The organism is Agromyces cerinus subsp. cerinus (assembly GCF_900142065.1).
GTDB classification, from domain to species: Bacteria; Actinomycetota; Actinomycetes; order Actinomycetales; family Microbacteriaceae; genus Agromyces; species Agromyces cerinus.
The window spans coordinates 109,426-125,331 of record NZ_FSRJ01000005.1; the positions used below are offsets into that span (position 1 = coordinate 109,426).

The 15,906-nt window shown below is 71.8% G+C and carries 16 protein-coding genes; 10 read left to right on the forward strand and 6 right to left on the reverse strand.

What is annotated here, in order from left to right:
• Nucleotides 1–53 precede the first annotated feature (53 nt).
• Nucleotides 54–1,247 carry a hypothetical protein gene (locus BUR99_RS17885; RefSeq protein WP_074261757.1) on the reverse strand — a complete coding sequence of 398 codons (1,194 nt, stop codon included), beginning with the start codon at nt 1,245–1,247 and terminating at the stop codon, nt 54–56.
• A gap of 206 nt (nt 1,248–1,453) precedes the next feature.
• Between BUR99_RS17885 and BUR99_RS17890 the strand changes: the two genes are divergently transcribed.
• Nucleotides 1,454–3,589 (forward strand): galactose-binding domain-containing protein, encoded by a 2,136-nt coding sequence (locus BUR99_RS17890; protein WP_084184131.1) that lies wholly within the window; start codon nt 1,454–1,456, stop codon nt 3,587–3,589.
• A 51-nt stretch (nt 3,590–3,640) separates the two neighbouring features.
• On the opposite strand, the gene BUR99_RS17895 is transcribed toward BUR99_RS17890, so the two are convergent.
• The gene (locus tag BUR99_RS17895; protein WP_074261758.1) at nt 3,641–4,621 is read right to left on the reverse strand and encodes an ArsR/SmtB family transcription factor; all 981 of its coding nucleotides are present in this window, start codon (nt 4,619–4,621) and stop codon (nt 3,641–3,643) included.
• 93 nt (nt 4,622–4,714) lie between these two features.
• Between BUR99_RS17895 and BUR99_RS17900 the strand changes: the two genes are divergently transcribed.
• From BUR99_RS17900 to BUR99_RS17920, 5 genes are all read left to right on the forward strand, one after another.
• A complete protein-coding gene (locus BUR99_RS17900) occupies nt 4,715–5,071 on the forward strand; it encodes a cupin domain-containing protein (protein ID WP_074261759.1) in 357 nt (118 codons plus the stop codon).
• A gap of 95 nt (nt 5,072–5,166) precedes the next feature.
• A complete protein-coding gene (locus BUR99_RS17905; protein WP_084184132.1) occupies nt 5,167–6,084 on the forward strand; it encodes a class I SAM-dependent methyltransferase in 918 nt (305 codons plus the stop codon).
• Nucleotides 6,085–6,116: 32 nt separating this feature from the next.
• Nucleotides 6,117–6,356: a hypothetical protein gene (locus BUR99_RS20590; RefSeq protein ID WP_074261760.1), complete on the forward strand. Its 240-nt coding sequence runs from the start codon at nt 6,117–6,119 to the stop codon at nt 6,354–6,356.
• Nucleotides 6,357–6,421: 65 nt separating this feature from the next.
• Nucleotides 6,422–8,587 (forward strand): ATP-binding protein, encoded by a 2,166-nt coding sequence (locus BUR99_RS17915; RefSeq protein WP_074261761.1) that lies wholly within the window; start codon nt 6,422–6,424, stop codon nt 8,585–8,587.
• A 43-nt stretch (nt 8,588–8,630) separates the two neighbouring features.
• The gene (locus BUR99_RS17920) at nt 8,631–9,149 is read left to right on the forward strand and encodes a gluconokinase (protein ID WP_074261762.1); all 519 of its coding nucleotides are present in this window, start codon (nt 8,631–8,633) and stop codon (nt 9,147–9,149) included.
• Here BUR99_RS17920 and BUR99_RS17925 read toward each other — a convergent pair.
• Entirely contained in the window at nt 9,133–10,020 is an 888-nt protein-coding gene (locus tag BUR99_RS17925) for an intradiol ring-cleavage dioxygenase (RefSeq protein ID WP_084184134.1), read from the reverse strand. The two genes, BUR99_RS17920 and BUR99_RS17925, sit on opposite strands and share 17 nt — an antisense overlap.
• A gap of 79 nt (nt 10,021–10,099) precedes the next feature.
• Nucleotides 10,100–10,684 (reverse strand): helix-turn-helix domain-containing protein, encoded by a 585-nt coding sequence (locus BUR99_RS17930; RefSeq protein ID WP_074261763.1) that lies wholly within the window; start codon nt 10,682–10,684, stop codon nt 10,100–10,102.
• A gap of 65 nt (nt 10,685–10,749) precedes the next feature.
• Here BUR99_RS17930 and BUR99_RS17935 point away from each other — a divergent pair, with 65 nt between their 5' ends.
• The 3 genes from BUR99_RS17935 (at nt 10,750) to BUR99_RS17945 (ending at nt 12,716) form a co-directional block, all read left to right on the forward strand.
• Complete coding sequence (locus BUR99_RS17935) at nt 10,750–11,700, forward strand: NAD(P)/FAD-dependent oxidoreductase (protein WP_074261764.1); 951 nt, start codon at nt 10,750–10,752, stop codon at nt 11,698–11,700.
• 69 nt (nt 11,701–11,769) lie between these two features.
• The gene (locus BUR99_RS17940) at nt 11,770–12,399 is read left to right on the forward strand and encodes a dihydrofolate reductase family protein (RefSeq protein ID WP_074261765.1); all 630 of its coding nucleotides are present in this window, start codon (nt 11,770–11,772) and stop codon (nt 12,397–12,399) included.
• Entirely contained in the window at nt 12,396–12,716 is a 321-nt protein-coding gene (locus BUR99_RS17945; protein ID WP_074261766.1) for a hypothetical protein, read from the forward strand. The genes BUR99_RS17940 and BUR99_RS17945 overlap by 4 nt, the downstream gene beginning before the upstream one ends.
• 15 nt (nt 12,717–12,731) lie before the next feature.
• Here the strand turns inward: BUR99_RS17945 and BUR99_RS17950 are convergent, their stop codons facing one another.
• Complete coding sequence (locus BUR99_RS17950; protein ID WP_074261767.1) at nt 12,732–14,255, reverse strand: ATP-dependent DNA ligase; 1,524 nt, start codon at nt 14,253–14,255, stop codon at nt 12,732–12,734.
• 76 nt (nt 14,256–14,331) lie between these two features.
• Complete coding sequence (locus BUR99_RS17955; protein ID WP_074261768.1) at nt 14,332–14,976, reverse strand: TetR/AcrR family transcriptional regulator; 645 nt, start codon at nt 14,974–14,976, stop codon at nt 14,332–14,334.
• A 99-nt stretch (nt 14,977–15,075) separates the two neighbouring features.
• Here BUR99_RS17955 and BUR99_RS17960 point away from each other — a divergent pair, with 99 nt between their 5' ends.
• Entirely contained in the window at nt 15,076–15,876 is an 801-nt protein-coding gene (locus BUR99_RS17960; protein ID WP_074261769.1) for an alpha/beta fold hydrolase, read from the forward strand.
• Nucleotides 15,877–15,906 lie beyond the last annotated feature (30 nt).

The following is a 15,906-nucleotide window of genomic DNA, read 5'->3' on the forward strand; positions in this document are numbered from 1 at the left end:
GGCCGCCGCGAGTGGCGGTCGGACGATGCCGATGGGCGAACTGCCGGGTCGGCTCAGCGACACGCCTTCGAGCGCTCGATGAGCTCGTCCGAGGGGCGGCCGTAGAGCCACTCGCCGTTGCCGTTCGCGTCGGTGTGCCCCATGCCGATCGCCCAGGCGACGGCCCACGGCTCGTTGTCGTTCGCGTACTCGCCGACGATGTCGTAGCACTTCGAGGTGATCGCGTGGCCGACCTCGTGCGTGACGAGGGCGGCCATGACCGGGTCGCCCCACTGCTCCGCGATGCTGTTCGAGAGCGTGATCGTCGAGAGGCCGCCCTCCCAGGTGTCCCAGGTCGCAGTGCCTCCCGCGGAGCCGTTCTCGCCGTAGCCGATCACGATCGGGGCCCAGTCGAACTCGAGCAGCACGCCGCCCGCGATCGACCGGGCGTACGCCTCGACCTCGACGCGGCGGTCGTAGAGCGGGCCCGCCTTCTCGGCCTCTTCGGCCGCGTGGGTCGACTGCAGGGCGGCGGCCGCAGCGACGTAGGCGTCGATGCGCGCCGCGGCGTCGTACCCCCACGTGCTGCCGGCGAGCTGCTCGACGCTGTTGCGGTACTCGATGCGCTCGACGTTGCGCGCGGATCCGTTGGCGGCCTCGACCGCGGCGGCGACCGGCGCGATCGCGTCGAGGTACGCGACGCCCGAGTCGGTGACGGCATCGTCGGCGACGGCGAGATCGGCGGCGTACGCGTCGGCCTCGGCGGCCTGCGCGGTGAGCCGTTCGGTCTCGGCGGCCAGCAGGTCGGAGGCGCGGTCGAGATCGGCGAACCAGATCGGGCGCGACAGCGGCCGGGTCGGTTCGGCGAACTCGGTCTCGGGCGCCGAGGCCATCAGGGCGTCGAACTCGGCCGTGACCGTCGTCAGCGCGGCGTTCGCCGCTGCGTCGACGAGCGGGTCGGGTGCGGCCAGCACCGACGCGGCGATCTCCGCGGTCGAAGCGGCCTCCGCCTCGACGGCCGCGGTCGACGCGCCGACCGTCTCGGCCTCGGCGACGGCGTCGCGATGGGCCGCGACCGCCGCGTCGAAGCGGAGGTTCGCGATCGCACTCGCGGCGAGCACGGCAGCGGAGAGGAGCAGGAAGAGCGCCACGCCGAGCACCGTCCATGCGACGGCCGCGCGCGATCGACGCGGGGCGGGAGCACCGATCGCAGCCGGTACCTGGCCGAGGGGATCGAGCGTCGCGCTCTGGGCGGATTCGAGGGTCACTCGTGAAGTATCCCCGGTCGTGAGCGGGCGGGCAATCCGAATGGGCGCCGGGCGCACGTCGAGATGGCGTTCAGCGCGTTCACGGGTGACATTCGGGTGGCTCCCGGCGCACTCCCCACGATCTGCAACCGCGATCATTGAGTTGGACGCTTGACTGGGACGAACGACCCACAATACGCTGCCTCCAACCGAGCAAGGAGGCTCAGATGGCGATCGATCATGCACGCCCAGACCGTGTCCGTTCCGAACGCACCACCGAGCAAGGAAAGCGCAGGTGGCGGGGCCGAACCCTCGGCCTCGCCCTGGCAGCCGCACTCGCGGCATCCGCCCTCGCGGCACTTCCCGCCGCACTGAACACCGCACCGGCCGAGGCCGCACCCTCCGATTGGTGGGAGGCGCCCAACCGCCCCGCCGAAGACGTCGAGCTGAACGTCACCGGCGAACCGTTCGCCGGCACCGACGCCAACGGCGAGGTGCGGGGCTTCATCGACTCGCACACCCACTTGAACTCCAACGAGGGCTTCGGCGGACGCATGATCTGCGGCGCGCCGTTCTCGCCCGACGGGGTCGCAGCCGCCCTGAAGGACTGCCCCGACCACTACCCCGACGGCAGTGCCGCACTCTTCGAGAACCTCGTCAGCGGCGATGCCGACGGCAAGCACGACCCCGTCGGCTGGCCGACCTTCACCGACTGGCCGAAGACCACCTCGATGAGCCACCAGGCCTCGTACTACGCCTGGGTCGAACGCTCATGGCGCGGCGGCCAGCGCATCCTCGTCAACGACCTCGTCACGAACGGCGTGATCTGCTCGCTGCCGATCATGCCGAAGGACCGGTCGTGCGACGAGATGACGGCGATCCGCCTCGAGGCGCAGAAGGCGCGCGAGATGGAGGCGTACATCGACGACATCTACGGCGGGCCAGGCAAGGGCTTCTTCCGCATCGTCACGACGCCCGCCGATGCCCGAGCGGTGATCGAGCAGGGCAAGCTCGCCGTCGTGCTCGGCGTCGAGATGTCCGAGCCGTTCGGCTGCAAGATGATCCTCGACGTCGCGCAGTGCTCGACGGCCGACATCGACCGCGGACTCGACGAGTTCGAGCAGCTCGGCATCTCGAGCATGTTCCTCTGCCACAAGTTCGACAACGCCCTCTGCGGTGTGCGCTTCGACACCGGCACGCAGGGCACGATCATCAACGTCGGCCAGTTCTACTCGACCGGCACCTTCTGGCAGACCGAGACGTGCCCCACCGCCCGCCACGACAACCCGATCGGCAACGCCACCGTGCCCGAGTTCGAAGAGCAGCTGCCGCCCGGCGTCGAGGTGCCCGAGTACTCGGCCGGCAAGAACTGCAACACGCGCGGTCTCACTTCGCTCGGCGCGTATGCGCTCAAGGCGATGATGGCCCGCAACATGATGGTCGAACTCGACCACATGAGCGTGAAGGCGGCCGAGCGCGCCCTCGACCTGCTCGAGGCCCAGGGCTACCCGGGCGTGCTCTCGAGCCACAGCTGGATGGACTCCGGCTGGACCGAGCGGCTCTACCGCCTCGGCGGCTTCAAGACCGGCTACCCGCACGACGCCGCCGGCTTCATCGGCGAATGGCAGGCGGGCAGCGCCCTCCGCGCCCAGTACGACAAGGCCTACGGCTTCGGGCTCGACTTCAACGGCGTCGGCAGCCACCCGGCGGCCGACACCGCGCCGGTCGACATCACCTACCCGTTCACGAGCGCCGACGGCGGCACCACCATCGACCGGCAGGTCAGTGGTCAGCGCACCTTCGACATCAACGTCGACGGATTCGTGCACTCGGGCCTGACGCCCGACTACGTCGAGCTGCTGCGCCAGTCGGGCGGCGGCGACGCGCTCGTCTCCGACCTGATGCGCGGCGCCGAGTCGTACCTGCAGACGTGGGAGGCGACGACCGGCTACTCGAGCGCGGCGAACCTCGCGACGGGCAAGCCGGCATCGGCCAGCTCGAGCGAATGGAACCCGTTCACGAGCTACGCCCCCGGGCGCGCGGTCGACGGCAAGGCCAACACGCGCTGGGCGAGCGGCAACTGGGGCGTGAACCCGCAGTGGCTGCGCGTCGACCTCGGCGCCTCGGAGCCGGTCAGCCGGGTCGTCGTCGAGTGGGAGTCCGCCGCGGCGAAGGCCTACGAGGTGCAGGTGTCCCAAGACGGCCAGACCTGGACCACCGTCTCGTCGGTCACGAACGGCAACGGCGGACTCGACACCGCATCGTTCGCCGCGACGAGTGCCCGCTACGTGCGGGTGCTCTGCACGGTGCGCACGACGGAATACGGGTACTCGATCAAGGAGCTCGGCGTCTTCTCCAACTGACGCTGACGACACGGGCGGATGCCGCGGCGCGAGCCGCGGCATCCGCTCGTCTCAGATCGTGGCCCCGATCAGCGCCTCGCCGAGCGGGGTGCGCACATGCAGCACCCGCGCGCCGTGGCGTTCGCTCGCGATGAGTCCGCTCTCGCGGAGCACGGTGAGGTGATGCGACGCCGTCGAGAGCGCGAGCCCGCCGTCGGCCGCGACCTGCGTCGTGGTGCGCGGGTCGTGCGCGGCGAGGAGGATCCCGGCGCGTGCCGGACCGATGAGCGCACCGAGCGACCGCGAGGCGGCCTCCGGGTCCTTCGCCCACGTCTCGGTGACCCCCTGAGCCGGGTAGAAGAGCGTGGGCTGAGCGGGCGGCTCGGTGAGCACCGCGCATCCGAGGCCGCCCATGACCGACGGCACGAGCACGAGCCCGCTCCCCCGGCAGTCCACGAGCTCGCGGTGCCTGCGGAGGCGCACCCGCACGACGTCCCCCTGCCAGGCGACCGACTCGTGCAGGCCGGCGACCATCACGGCGATGCCCTCGGTCGTCATCCGACGGGCGCGCACGGCGATGTCAGCGCGCAGCAGCCGCTCGAGCTGCGGCCAGACGGGCGCGAGCACGGCCTGCCACACCTCGCTCCACGCCTCGGCGATCATGGCTCGCGCGTGCAGCGGCTGCTCGACCATGCGGCCGATGGCAACGCGCCGAGCGCCCGTCGATCGGGCGAGCATCTTCGTGAGGTCGGCGCACATCAGTTCGGCGGGCACCGTCGCGAGCCGCTCGGCCTCGTCGGCCGGGGTCAGGTCCCAGGTCGGAGTCGCGGTGAGGAAGTCGGGGAAGTAGCCGGCCTCGCCGATGATCACGGCCAGGAGCTCGAACGCGTCCTGCGGCACGCGGCCGCGCACACTCCGCAGCCAGCCCCACTGCAGCGGCTGCTCCTCGGGCCGTTGCAGCACCCGTATCGCGTGACTCAGCTCGTGCCCCGGCGAGATGCCGAATCTGATCGCCGAGATGTCGTCGGGCGCCAGCTGGAAGTCCGCGAACATTCGATCCACATCGAAATGCTACCGAGCCGGATGCCGCGGGCGGGAGCCTGTTCCCATCGGAACCACCGCCCGTGTTCGACGAGAGGACGACTCATGACCACCACCGCTTCGATCCCGCCGATCGTGCCCGCCGACGCGATTCGACTCGGCTCCGGCCGAACGCTGCGCTTCGAGGGACGCGATCACGGGGCCGCCGTCTCGTACTTCCTCGTCGACAACGACCCCGGGCAGGGCCCCGACCTGCATCGCCACCCGTACCCCGAGACCTGGATCGTGCTCGAGGGCGAGGTGCGGATCACGATCGGCGAGCACGAGTTCGTCGCGACCGCGGGCGACACGGCGACCGCACCGGCGAACACCTGGCACCGCTTCGTCGCCACGGGCGCGAGCCGCCTGCGCATGGTCTGCATCCACGCATCCGATGTCATCGTGCAGGAGTTCGCCGAGTAGCGCCGCACCCTGAGGCTCGCCCAGCGCAGGCACTGAGAAAATCTCAGTGTTCAGCACGGATGTGGCGGCGGCCGTCGGCGCGCACGCTTGCCCCCATGACTGATTCACGTGCCTCGCAGGCCTCACCATCGCCCACACCGACCGCAACCGCCACCGCCACCGCCCCGTCCGAGTCCGGCCAGACCGAGATCGACCCGACGACGGCCGATCGGGTGCTCAAGACGAAGCACCGGGCGATGTGGGCGTCGGGCGACTACCCGACGCTCGCCGCCGACCTCATCTGGAGCCTCGGCCCGGTGCTCGTCGACGCAGTCGGCGTGCACCCGGGCGACCGCGTGCTCGACGTCGCCGCCGGATCCGGCAACGCGGCGATCCCCGCCGCGCTCCGCGGCGGCTCCGTGGTCGCGAGCGACCTCGCCCCCGAGCTCTTCGACGCCGGTCGACGCCGCGCGCAGGAGGCCGGGGCCGAGCTCGAGTGGCGCGAGGCCGACGCCGAAGCGCTGCCGTTCGACGACGCCGCATTCGACGCGACCGTCTCGTGCGTCGGCGTCATGTTCGCGCCGCACCACCGTCGCGCGGCCGGCGAACTGCTGCGCGTGACCCGCCCCGGCGGCCGGATCGGCGTGCTGAGCTGGACGCCCGAGGGATTCATCGGCCAGATGTTCAAGACCATGAAGCCCTTCGCCGCGCCGTTGCCCGAGGGTGCCGAGCCCGCTCCGCTGTGGGGCGACGAGCAGCACGTCCGCGAACTGCTCGGCACCGACGTCGAGGAGCTCGAGGCACGACGCCAGAGCGTCACCATCGATCACTTCGCATCACCAGAGGCGTTCCGCGACTACTTCAAGCGGAACTACGGACCGACGATCGCCGTCTACGGCCGCATCGCCGACGACCCCGACCAGGTTCGCGCCCTCGACGATGCGCTCGTCGAGCTCGCCCGTTCCCACGGTCTCCGCACCACCGGCGATGCCCTGCAGTGGGAGTACCTGCTGGTCACCGCCCGCCGAGCCTGACCGCGGTCGGCGAACCCCCCGGAAGGAAGATCATGTATCTCAGCGAGGACTACCTCGTGTTCGAACTGCACCACCGCGGCGAGGAGCGCCTGAACCGCGAACTCGAGCGGCGCCGGCTCATCGCCGAACGCGCCACCGAGAACGAGGCGCCGCAGGTGACGGATGTCTCGCGCCCGCCGTTCCTCGTGCGGTGGCGCCGCCGCCTCGCCCTCTTGACAGCCGCAGTCTCCGGATCCGGCCACCACGGAGGACCGACCCCCGTCGCCTCGTGACCCGAGTCCCCGACGACACCACACGCCCGGTGCGGCGCGCGATCCTCGCGTCTACACTGGGCGTCGTGGCGGGCGAATCGCTCACGCCCCGCGAACGCGCGGTGCTCGCCGCCATCGAGCGGCGCCTCAGCAACCCCGAGATCGCAGCGGAGTTGTTCATCTCCGTGCGCACGGTCGAGAGCCACATCGCGAGTCTCCGGCGGAAGCTCGGCGCCGAGAGCCGGGTTGCGCTCGTCGCAGCGGCGGGCGAGCGGCACGAGGCATCCGTTCGCCTGCCGCGCGACGCCTTCGTCGGCCGGGTCGCCGATCTCGACGCGGTCGCCGCCCTCGTCGACGAGAGCGGATGGGCGACGATCGCAGGGCCCGGCGGCGTCGGCAAGACGCGGCTCGCACTCGAGTTCGCGAGCCGGCGGCACGGCGAACGGGCACCGGTCGTCGTCGAACTCGAGCACGCCGAGTCGGACGACGTGGTCGCACGCATCGCTCGCGCCTTCGACCTCGAGTCGAGCCAGGGCACCGACATCACCGCCGCCCTCGCGGTGGCGCTCGGCGCCCGCCCCTACCTGCTCGTGCTCGACAACGTCGACCGAGTCGGGCCGACGGTCGGCGAGGTCGTCGGCCGACTGTTGACGAGCGCCCCGGGGCTCGCAGTGCTGACCACCTCGCGCACCCCGATCGGCGACGGCGGCGAGCGCGTGCACAGCCTCGCGCCGCTGGACGCATCGGGCACGGATGCCGCGGCCACCGAGATGCTCCTCGAGCGCCTCGGTGCCCGGGGTCTCGTCACGACCCCGGCCGAACGCGACCTCGCCGGCGAGATCGCCGCACGGCTCGACGGGCTGCCGCTCGCGATCGAACTCGCCGCGGCGTGCGCACGCCACCTCTCCCTCGCCGAGCTCGCCTCCCGCCTCGAGCGGGACTTCGCGACCCTCGACCGCGCCGTGCCGGCGGGCCGGCACCGCACCCTCGACACGGCGTTCGACTGGACGTGGGACCTGCTCACCGACGACGAGCAGCAGGTGCTCTGCCGCCTCGGCGCACTCCCCCGAACCTTCGACGTCGACCTGGCCGCCGTGGTCACGCACCCCGGCGCCGAGGGCGTCGTGCTCCGACTGCTCGACCACTCCATGCTCGTGCCCGCCGGCGGGCACCCGCGCCGGTTCCGGCTGCTCGCGGTGATGCGGGAGTACGTGCTCGCGCGCAGCGACCCCGCCGACGTGCGTGACGTGCTCGAGCGGCACGCCGAGTATTACGCCGGCCTCGCATCGAGATTCGTCGTGCATGCCCGCACCGACGACAGTCACGAGGCGATGAGCCTGTCGACCCACATGTGCCCCGAGGTGAACGCGGCATTGCGGTGGGCACTGGCCGCGGGGCATCCGTGCGCCCTGCCGCTCGCCGCCGACCTCGCGATCGGCATCGAGCAGTACGGATCGGATGTCGACAGCGTGCGCACGCTCGCCATGGCGGCACGAGACGACCGCCTGCTGTCGTCGGCCTCGGCCGATGACCTGCTCGCGATCGGAAACGCGCTCTCGTACTTCGACGTGCAACTCGTCGACGAACTCGCCATACGCGCCCTCGCGATCGCCGACGACGAGCGGTCGCAGCTCGCGGCCCACCATCTCGCGGGCCTCGCCGCCGCGTACCGGCGTCGCACCGAAGACGCCGTCGGCCACCTCGCGATCGCGGAGCGGCTCGCTCTCGCCCTGCACGACGACTGGGAGCTCGCCGCCGTGCACCAGATGCGGGGCATCGCCGTGCGCGGCCCCGAGCTCGCCGACGCGGCGGCCGCCATCGCCGAGTTCGACGCCGCGATGCGCGGGTACGACCGGGCGGGCGACGCCACCCACGTCAGCAACGCCCGATACATGATGGCCCTCACGGCGGCGGAATCGGGCCTCGAGCCCGATCAGGCGGTCGCGTGGGCTGCGGAGTGCGCCGACTACGCGCGTGCGACGCACAACGAGCACGAGCTCGCGCATGCCGAACTCGTGCAGCAGATGCTCGAGGTGCCGGACGTCTCGACGGGCGTCGACGAACTCGTCGACGTCTTCCGGCGGCTCGGCGACGTGCGGTGCACGACCCGCAGCCTGATCCTCCAGGCCGATCGCGCGGAGCCGGGGCGGCGGGCGATCCTGCTCGAGCGGGCGCTCGGGTTCGCCGACTCGGCGGGCGATCGCGCGAATCAGGCTGCGATCCGCGAACGGCTCGGCGTTGCCGCGCGGTGACGTTCCCCGGCGAGGACCGGGGCGCACCTGCTAGAACTGCGGCATGGGTATCCGCATCGTCGTCATGGGTGTCTCGGCGGCCGGCAAGTCGACCGTGGGCCGGTTGCTCGGCAAGCGGTTGGGCGTGCCGTTCCGCGACGCCGATGAGCTGCACCCGGCGGCGAACGTGCAGAAGATGGCATCCGGCGCTGCGCTCGACGACGCCGACCGCGAGCCGTGGCTCGACAGCGTCGGCGCCGAGCTCGATGCCGCGACCACGGGGATCGTGATGGCCTGCTCGGCGCTGAAACGCTCGTACCGCGATCGGCTCCGCCTCGCCGCGCCGTCCACGGTGTTCGTGCACCTGCACGGTTCGCACGCGCTGCTCGCTGCGCGGGCGGCCGCCCGCGTCGACCATTTCATGCCGGCGAGCCTGCTCGACTCCCAGCTCGCCGCACTCGAGCCGCTCGCAGCCGATGAGGCCGGCATCACGGTGGACGTCTCCGGTGCTCCCGCCGAGATCGCCGATCGCGCCGCCACCGGTCTCCGGCCGTACTCCGCGACGATCACACCCCGATCGTGAGCGCCGCGGTGTATCCGCCGGCGACCGAGCCCGACATGCTCGCGATCTGGTGGATGCCGCCGTCGTCACGGAACACGTTGTCGCTCGAGAGGCTCACCTGCGAGATGTTCCGCACGCTCTGCTCGTAGCCGCTCGTCGCGTAGACGAGGCCGTTGACCTCCTCGGGCAGAGCGATCTGCGAGGTCTTCACGATCGGGCCCGACGCGACGGCGTTCGCCACGTCGGAGTACACCTCGAAGTGGATGTGCGGCCACCGGCCCGAGTAGCACGCCGGGTAGATCGAGGTGAAGCGCACCGTGCCCATCGCATCGGTCTCCTGCACGCCGCGCAGGTAGTTCTCGTTCTCGATGCCGCGCGAGTAGAGCGAGTAGTCGCCGTCGCGGTCGCAATGCCAGAGATAGACCCCGGCGCCGACGAGGGCGCTGCCGGTGGCGGCACCGCGCACGGTGAGTTCGATCGTGAGCGGCACGCCCTGCGCGACGGTCGTCGACGAGCCGAACGACGAGCGGATGTCGCTGCGCACGATGCCCGAATCGTCGAGCACGTTCACCCCCTTGGAGCCGTCGGCAGGGTACGGCCCCCCGGTCTCGTCGGGCACCTCGTCGAGCGGTCCGGATGCCGCGGCCGACGCCGACGGGCTCGGTGTCGCGCTCGCCGTGCCGCCGCCGGTGGCACTCGCGCTCGGCGCCGGTTCGCCGCCCGAGCAGGCGGCGAGGAGCGTGGTCAGCCCGATGCCGCCGAAGATGCCGAGCATCCGGCGCCGGTCGACGAGCGTGCGGATGTCGTAGACGAGGCCGCGGTGGTCCTCGTCGATCTCGTCGCCGTGCTCGTCGATCCAGCGCGGGTCGGTCGTGGGCCGGTCGGTCGTCATGGACTGCTCCTCGGATCTCGTCGGAGCACCAGCATGGGCAGCCGCGCAATGGTCGTGCTGTGCGCCGCCGATGAGGCTCCTATGGCGTGTTCACGCCCCTGCGCGCGTGCACCCGCTCGCCCTGCACGCTCAGCAGGTTGAGGATCTCGGCCGGTTCGGTCGACGCACTCGCGTGGCCGTGCGGCACCCGTGTGTCGAACTCGGCGGCCTCACCGGGCTCCAGCAGGATCTCCTCGTCGCCGAGCGCCAGTCGCACGCGACCGCTGAGCACGTAGATCCAGTCGTACCCCTCGTGTGCGCGCTGCGGGACGGGCCGGTCGGGCGGATGCCCCGGCAGCACCATCTTGAAGGCGTGCAGATCGGGGTTCTGCCGGGTGAGCGGGATGATGGCGGTGCCGTTCCGGTAGTACGGCTTCGGGTGCACGCGGGGATCGGCGATCTGCGGCGCGCCGACCAGGTCGTCGAGGTTCGCCCGGTAGGCCGCTGCGATGCGGATGAGCAGTTCGAGCGTCGGCCGCCGCAGTCCCGATTCGAGGCGCGAGAGGGTGCTCGTCGAGATGCCGGTCTCGGCGGCGAGTTCGGCGAGGGTGTACCCGCGGCGACGGCGCAGCTCGCGCAGCCTCGGCGCGACGGCGCTCAGCATCGTGTCGAGGTCGTGGGCCATCTGCGCTCCTTGCCGCTTCGGCAACAGTCGTTGCCAATCGCTCAGGTTACCGCGAGTCTGGTGGCATGCAACCGGAACCATTGGATGTCATCATCGTCGGCGGCGGCAGCGCTGGACTCAGCGCCGCGCTCATGCTCGTGCGCGCCCGGCGGCGCGTGCTCGTGCTCGACACGGGCGCGCCACGCAACGGCGTCGCCGCGCACATGCACGGCGTGCTGGGTCGCGACGGCTGGTCGCCGCTCGAGCTGCTCGAGCGCGGGCGCGACGAGGTGGCACGCTACGGCGGGGTCGTGCGCGGCGCCGAGGTCGCGAGCGCCGAGGCAACCGATGGGGATGCATCGGGCGGGCCCCGCTTCGCCGTGAGCCTGGCCTCAGGCGAGCGTCATGTCGCACGCCGACTGCTCGTGGCGACCGGCCTGCGCGACGAGTTGCCCGAGCTGCCCGGCCTCGCGGAGCAGTGGGGAACGGGCGCGGTCGTCTGCCCCTTCTGCGATGGCTGGGAGGTGCGCGATCGCCGCATCGGCGTGCTCGCGACCGGCCCGCGCAGCCTCCACCAGGTGCAGATGCTCCGGCAGTGGTCGCCGTCGGTCACGTTCTTCACGAACGGGGCCGAGCTCGACGGCGACGCCTCGGCCGGCATGCTCGCGCGCGGCATCGCGGTCGAGCCGCGCGTCTGGGCGAGCGTGGCCGCCGACGAGGCGGGCCGGCTCAGCGGCATCCGGCTCGTCGACAACGCGGTCATCGCCCTCGATGCGATCTTCCTCGGCCCCCGGCCCGTTCCCAACGACGCCCTGCTGACCGGCCTCGGTGCGACGACCGCCCCCGCGTTCGGCGATGCGGACTGGGTCGGCGTCGACCCGACCGGCCGCACGAGCGTTCCCGGCGTGTGGGCCGCCGGCAACGTCGTCAACCCGGGGGCGAGCGTGCCGATCGCCGCAGGTGCCGGCAGTCTCGCCGGCATGACGATCAATTCCGACCTCATCGAGGAGGAGATCCGAGCGGCCCTCGCCGGCTGAGCTCGAAGGGGGTTCCCCTCATGGGCATCGCGGCGAACAATGGGGAGGGTGCAGGGGAAGGAGCACGCCATGGGAGTCATCGTCGTCGACCTCTTCGTCACGCTCGACGGGGTGTATCAATCGCCGGGCAGCCGCGACGAGGACACCGAGGGAGGGTTCCCGTTCGGCGGCTGGCAGGGCGCGTATACCGACGCCGAGTCGGGCGCGGCGATCGGCGCCAACATCGAGCGCGTCGACGCGCTGCTGCTCGGCCGCAAGACCTACGACATCTGGGCCGCGTACTGGCCGTTCCAATCGGACGACATCCCCATCGCAGCCAGGTTCAACGCCGTGCCGAAGTTCGTCGCCTCGCACTCCCTGACCGACCCGTCGTGGGCCGGCACGACGGTCGTGACGGAGGTCGCGGCGGAGGTGCGCGGCATCCGCGACCGCTTCGACGAGACCCACGTCGTCGGCAGCGGCGACCTCGTGCGCACCCTGCTGCGAGAGGACCTCGTCGACCGCATCAACCTCTGGCTCTATCCGATCGCGCTCGGCACGGGCAAGCGGCTCTTCGCCGAGGGCACCGTTCCCGCGGCGTTCGCGCTCGTCGAACCCCCGCTCGCCTTCCCGAAGGGGTCGGTCCAGCTCGTCTACGAGCGGGCGGGCGAGCCGGTGACGGGCGTCGACATGAGCACGGTCGACGAGGCCGGGGCGTGAGTGGACGCGAGTCGGGCCGTGCCCGGCTCGACGAGATCGCGCCTGAGCTGCTGGCGCTCCCCGATGTCGCGATCGGCCGGATGTTCGGCTCCGACGGCATCTCGGTGCGGGGCAAGCTCTTCGCATTCGTCGCGAACAGCGGCAGCCTCGTGGTGAAGCTGCCCGAGGCCCGCATCGACGAACTCGAGCTCGACAACATGGTCATGCGCGGCCGCCCCATGCGCGAGTGGGCGGTGGTGCCCCTCGACGACGGCGTCGACCGCTGGCGCGAGGTCGCGGGCGAAGCGCACGCCTTCGTCGACTCGATCACGCCGTGAGCGGGTCACCTCGTCTCACCCGCGCAGCAGGCCGCGCAGCGTTTGGATCGTGTCGGCCTCGGCCGCGGTCTTGTCGTCGCGGTAGCGCTTGACCCGTGCGAACCGCAGCGCGATGCCGCCCGGGTACCGGCTCGACCGCTGCACGCCGTCGATCGCGATCTCGACGACGATGCTCGGCTCGACCCACACGGTGTGCTCGGTGCGCCGGGTCTCGATCTGGGGGAACCGCTCGGTCTGCCAGCGCAGCAGCTCGTCGGTGAGGCCCTTGAAGGTCTTGCCCACCATCACGAAGCCGCCGGGCTCGCCGAACTCGCCGCTCGGGTCGAGCGCGCCGAGGTGCAGGTTCGAGAGCCAGCCCGTGCGCCGCCCCGACCCCCACTCGCACGCGAGCACCACGAGGTCGTAGGTGAGCACGGGCTTGACCTTGATCCAGCTCGAGCCGCGGCGCCCGGCCGCATACGCGGAACCGATCGCCTTGACCACGACGCCCTCCTGCCCCGCGGCGAGCGCGTCGCGGGAGACCCGATCGGCGACCTCGGGGTCTGCGGTGACCTCGCCCGGGATGCGATGCCCGGGCGCGATGCGCTCGAGCTCGGCAAGCCGGGTCGCGAGCGGCTCGTCGAGCAGGTCGCGCCCGTCGACGTGCAGCACGTCGAAGAACCACGGATGCAGCACCGTCTCGCTCGCCGACTCGGCGCCGAAGCTCGACATCGTGTCTTGGAACGGGCGTGGTGCGCCGTCTTCGTCGAGCGAGAGCGTCTCGCCGTCGAGGATGACGTCGTGCACCGGCAGGCGCCGCACGACGTCGACCACTTCGGGCAGCCGCCGGGTGACGTCGGCGAGGTTGCGAGTGAAGACGCGCACCTCGTCGCCCGCGCGATGCACCTGGATGCGCGCGCCGTCGAGCTTGTACTCGACCGACGCCTCGCCCGTGGTCTCGAGCGCGGCGGCAGCGCTCGAGGCGGTGGCGGCGAGCATCGGCAGCACGGGCCGACCCACGACGAGGCCCACGGCGGCGAGTTCGGCCTCGGTGCCGGTGAGCGCGAGCCGGGCCGTCTCGCCGAGGTCGCCCGAGAGCATCGCGGCACGGCGCACCACGTCGACCGGGCGTTCAGCCGCCCGGGCGATCGCGTCGGTGACGACGCCCTCGAGCGCGCCGGTGCGCACCTCGCCGAGCAGCACCCGGCCGATGAAGCCCTGCTCGCGGTCGGTGGCCCGGCCGATCAGCTCGGCGAGCTCACGGGCCCGCTCCCCCGACGATCCGGCACCGGATGCCGCGGCGAGCCGGTCGAGCACGGCGTCGAGTTCGCCGACGGTGAGCGAGGGCTCGGCGGCGGGCTCCCCGGTCGCTGCAGCGACCCCGCGCCATCCGACACCCACCCGGCCTTGCCGCGGCTTGCCCACGAGGAACCCGACGGCGAGTGCGATCTCGTCGGGTTCGAGTCGGCGCAGCAGCTCGGCCAGCGCCTCGATCTTCGCGAGGCGCGAACGGGTCGAGGCGACGGTGTCGGCGGTCAGCACGAGTTCATCGAGCAGCACGGGGCCAGTCTCCCACCGGCGTCCGACATGCGGTCCGGCGGCCCGGCGGTCCGGCGGTCCGGCGGCAGCCGATCGCTCAGCGAGTGCCGTCGCCGACCCCGTACGCCGCCACGAAGACGCGCGCGGCGTGGGCCGCGTGTCGCTGCAGCGCCGCGGCATCGGGGATCGCTCCGTCGCCGAGCAGCATCGCCTCGTTCATGGGGGCGCCCATGATCAGCCAGTTGAACGTGGTCGCCGCCTCGATCGGGTCGTCGACCGAGAGCAGCCCCCGCTCGGCGAGCGCGGCCATCGTGACGGCGAGCGAGCGGATGGCGCGCGACGGACCGTGCTCGTACAGCGCGCGAGCGAGGTCGGGAAACCGCTCGACCTCGCCGATGACGAGTCGGCGGAGCTTGAGCAGGCGCGGGGTCATCACGACGGCGAGCTCATCGGCGGCGTAGCGGGCGAGGTACCCGGCGACATCACCGTCGGGCGCCGGGTGCTCGTCGTGATCGTGCAGGCCGTCGCCCGCCCCGGCGGTCATCGACGAGACGAGTTCGACGAACAGGGACTCCTTGCTGCCGAAGTGCGCGTATACGGTCTGCTTCGAGACCTCCGACAGCTCGGCGAGCTCGTCCATGCTCGTGCCGAGGAACCCGTTCCGCAGGAAGAGGTCTTCCGCGGCGGCGAGGATGGCGCGGCGCTTCCGCTCCGAACGCGATAGCTCGTTCGTGGTGGCCATGGCACTCTCCTCTTGACGCGCAGTACTGGACAGTCTAGTTTGACTGAATCACACTGGTCAGTCCAGTTCGAGCATCGTCTCAGGGAAAGAGGAACCGCAATGTCCGAGTTCGTCGTCTCCACTGCCGGGGATCGCATCGCCTACGACCGCCATGGCGACGGGCCCGCGCTCGTCTTCGTCGCCGGCGCCGGCCCCTGGCGGGCGATCGACCCCGAGACCACCCGCACCGCCGAGCGCCTCGCCGGCCTCGGCGTCACGGCCATCGTCTACGACCGCGTCGGCCGCGGCGAGAGCGCCGCCGACGGCACGATCACCCTCGAACGCGAACTCGCGGCCATCGAGGCGCTGATCGACGCCGCCGGTGGCAGCGCGGTGCTCTGCGGCCACTCCTCCGGCTGCTCCATCTCGCTGCGTGCGGCGGTCGCCGGCCTCGCCGTCGACGGCCTCGCCCTCTGGGAGGCGCCCCTGGCTCCGCCCGACAGCGGCGGGCGCGAATGGGCCGACGAGGTGAACCGCCTGATCGACGCCGGCGACAACGGCGGCGCTCTCGACGCGTACATGCGCGACATGCCGCCCGAGATCCTCGAGATCGTCCGCGGCATCCCCGCGATGATCGAGCAGGCCCCGAGCCTGCGCCCCGACGGCGAATCGCTCGCCTGGGCCGAGTCCGCGCCGCACGCCGAGCTCTTCGGCGGCATCCGGGTGCCGGTGCTCGCGATGGTCGGCGAGCAGACCTACGACATCATGACCCCCGCCGCCGAGTCCATCGCCGCGGCGATCCCCGGCGCGACATGGAAGGCGATGCCGGGAAGCGAGCACGGCTGGGAGCCCGAGTCGATGGCCGCCGAACTCGCCGCGTTCGTGCACGCGGCTGCCGCTCGGCGCGTCGCTCGGGAATAGCCGCGGCATCGGCTCGCCCGTCACGCGGCG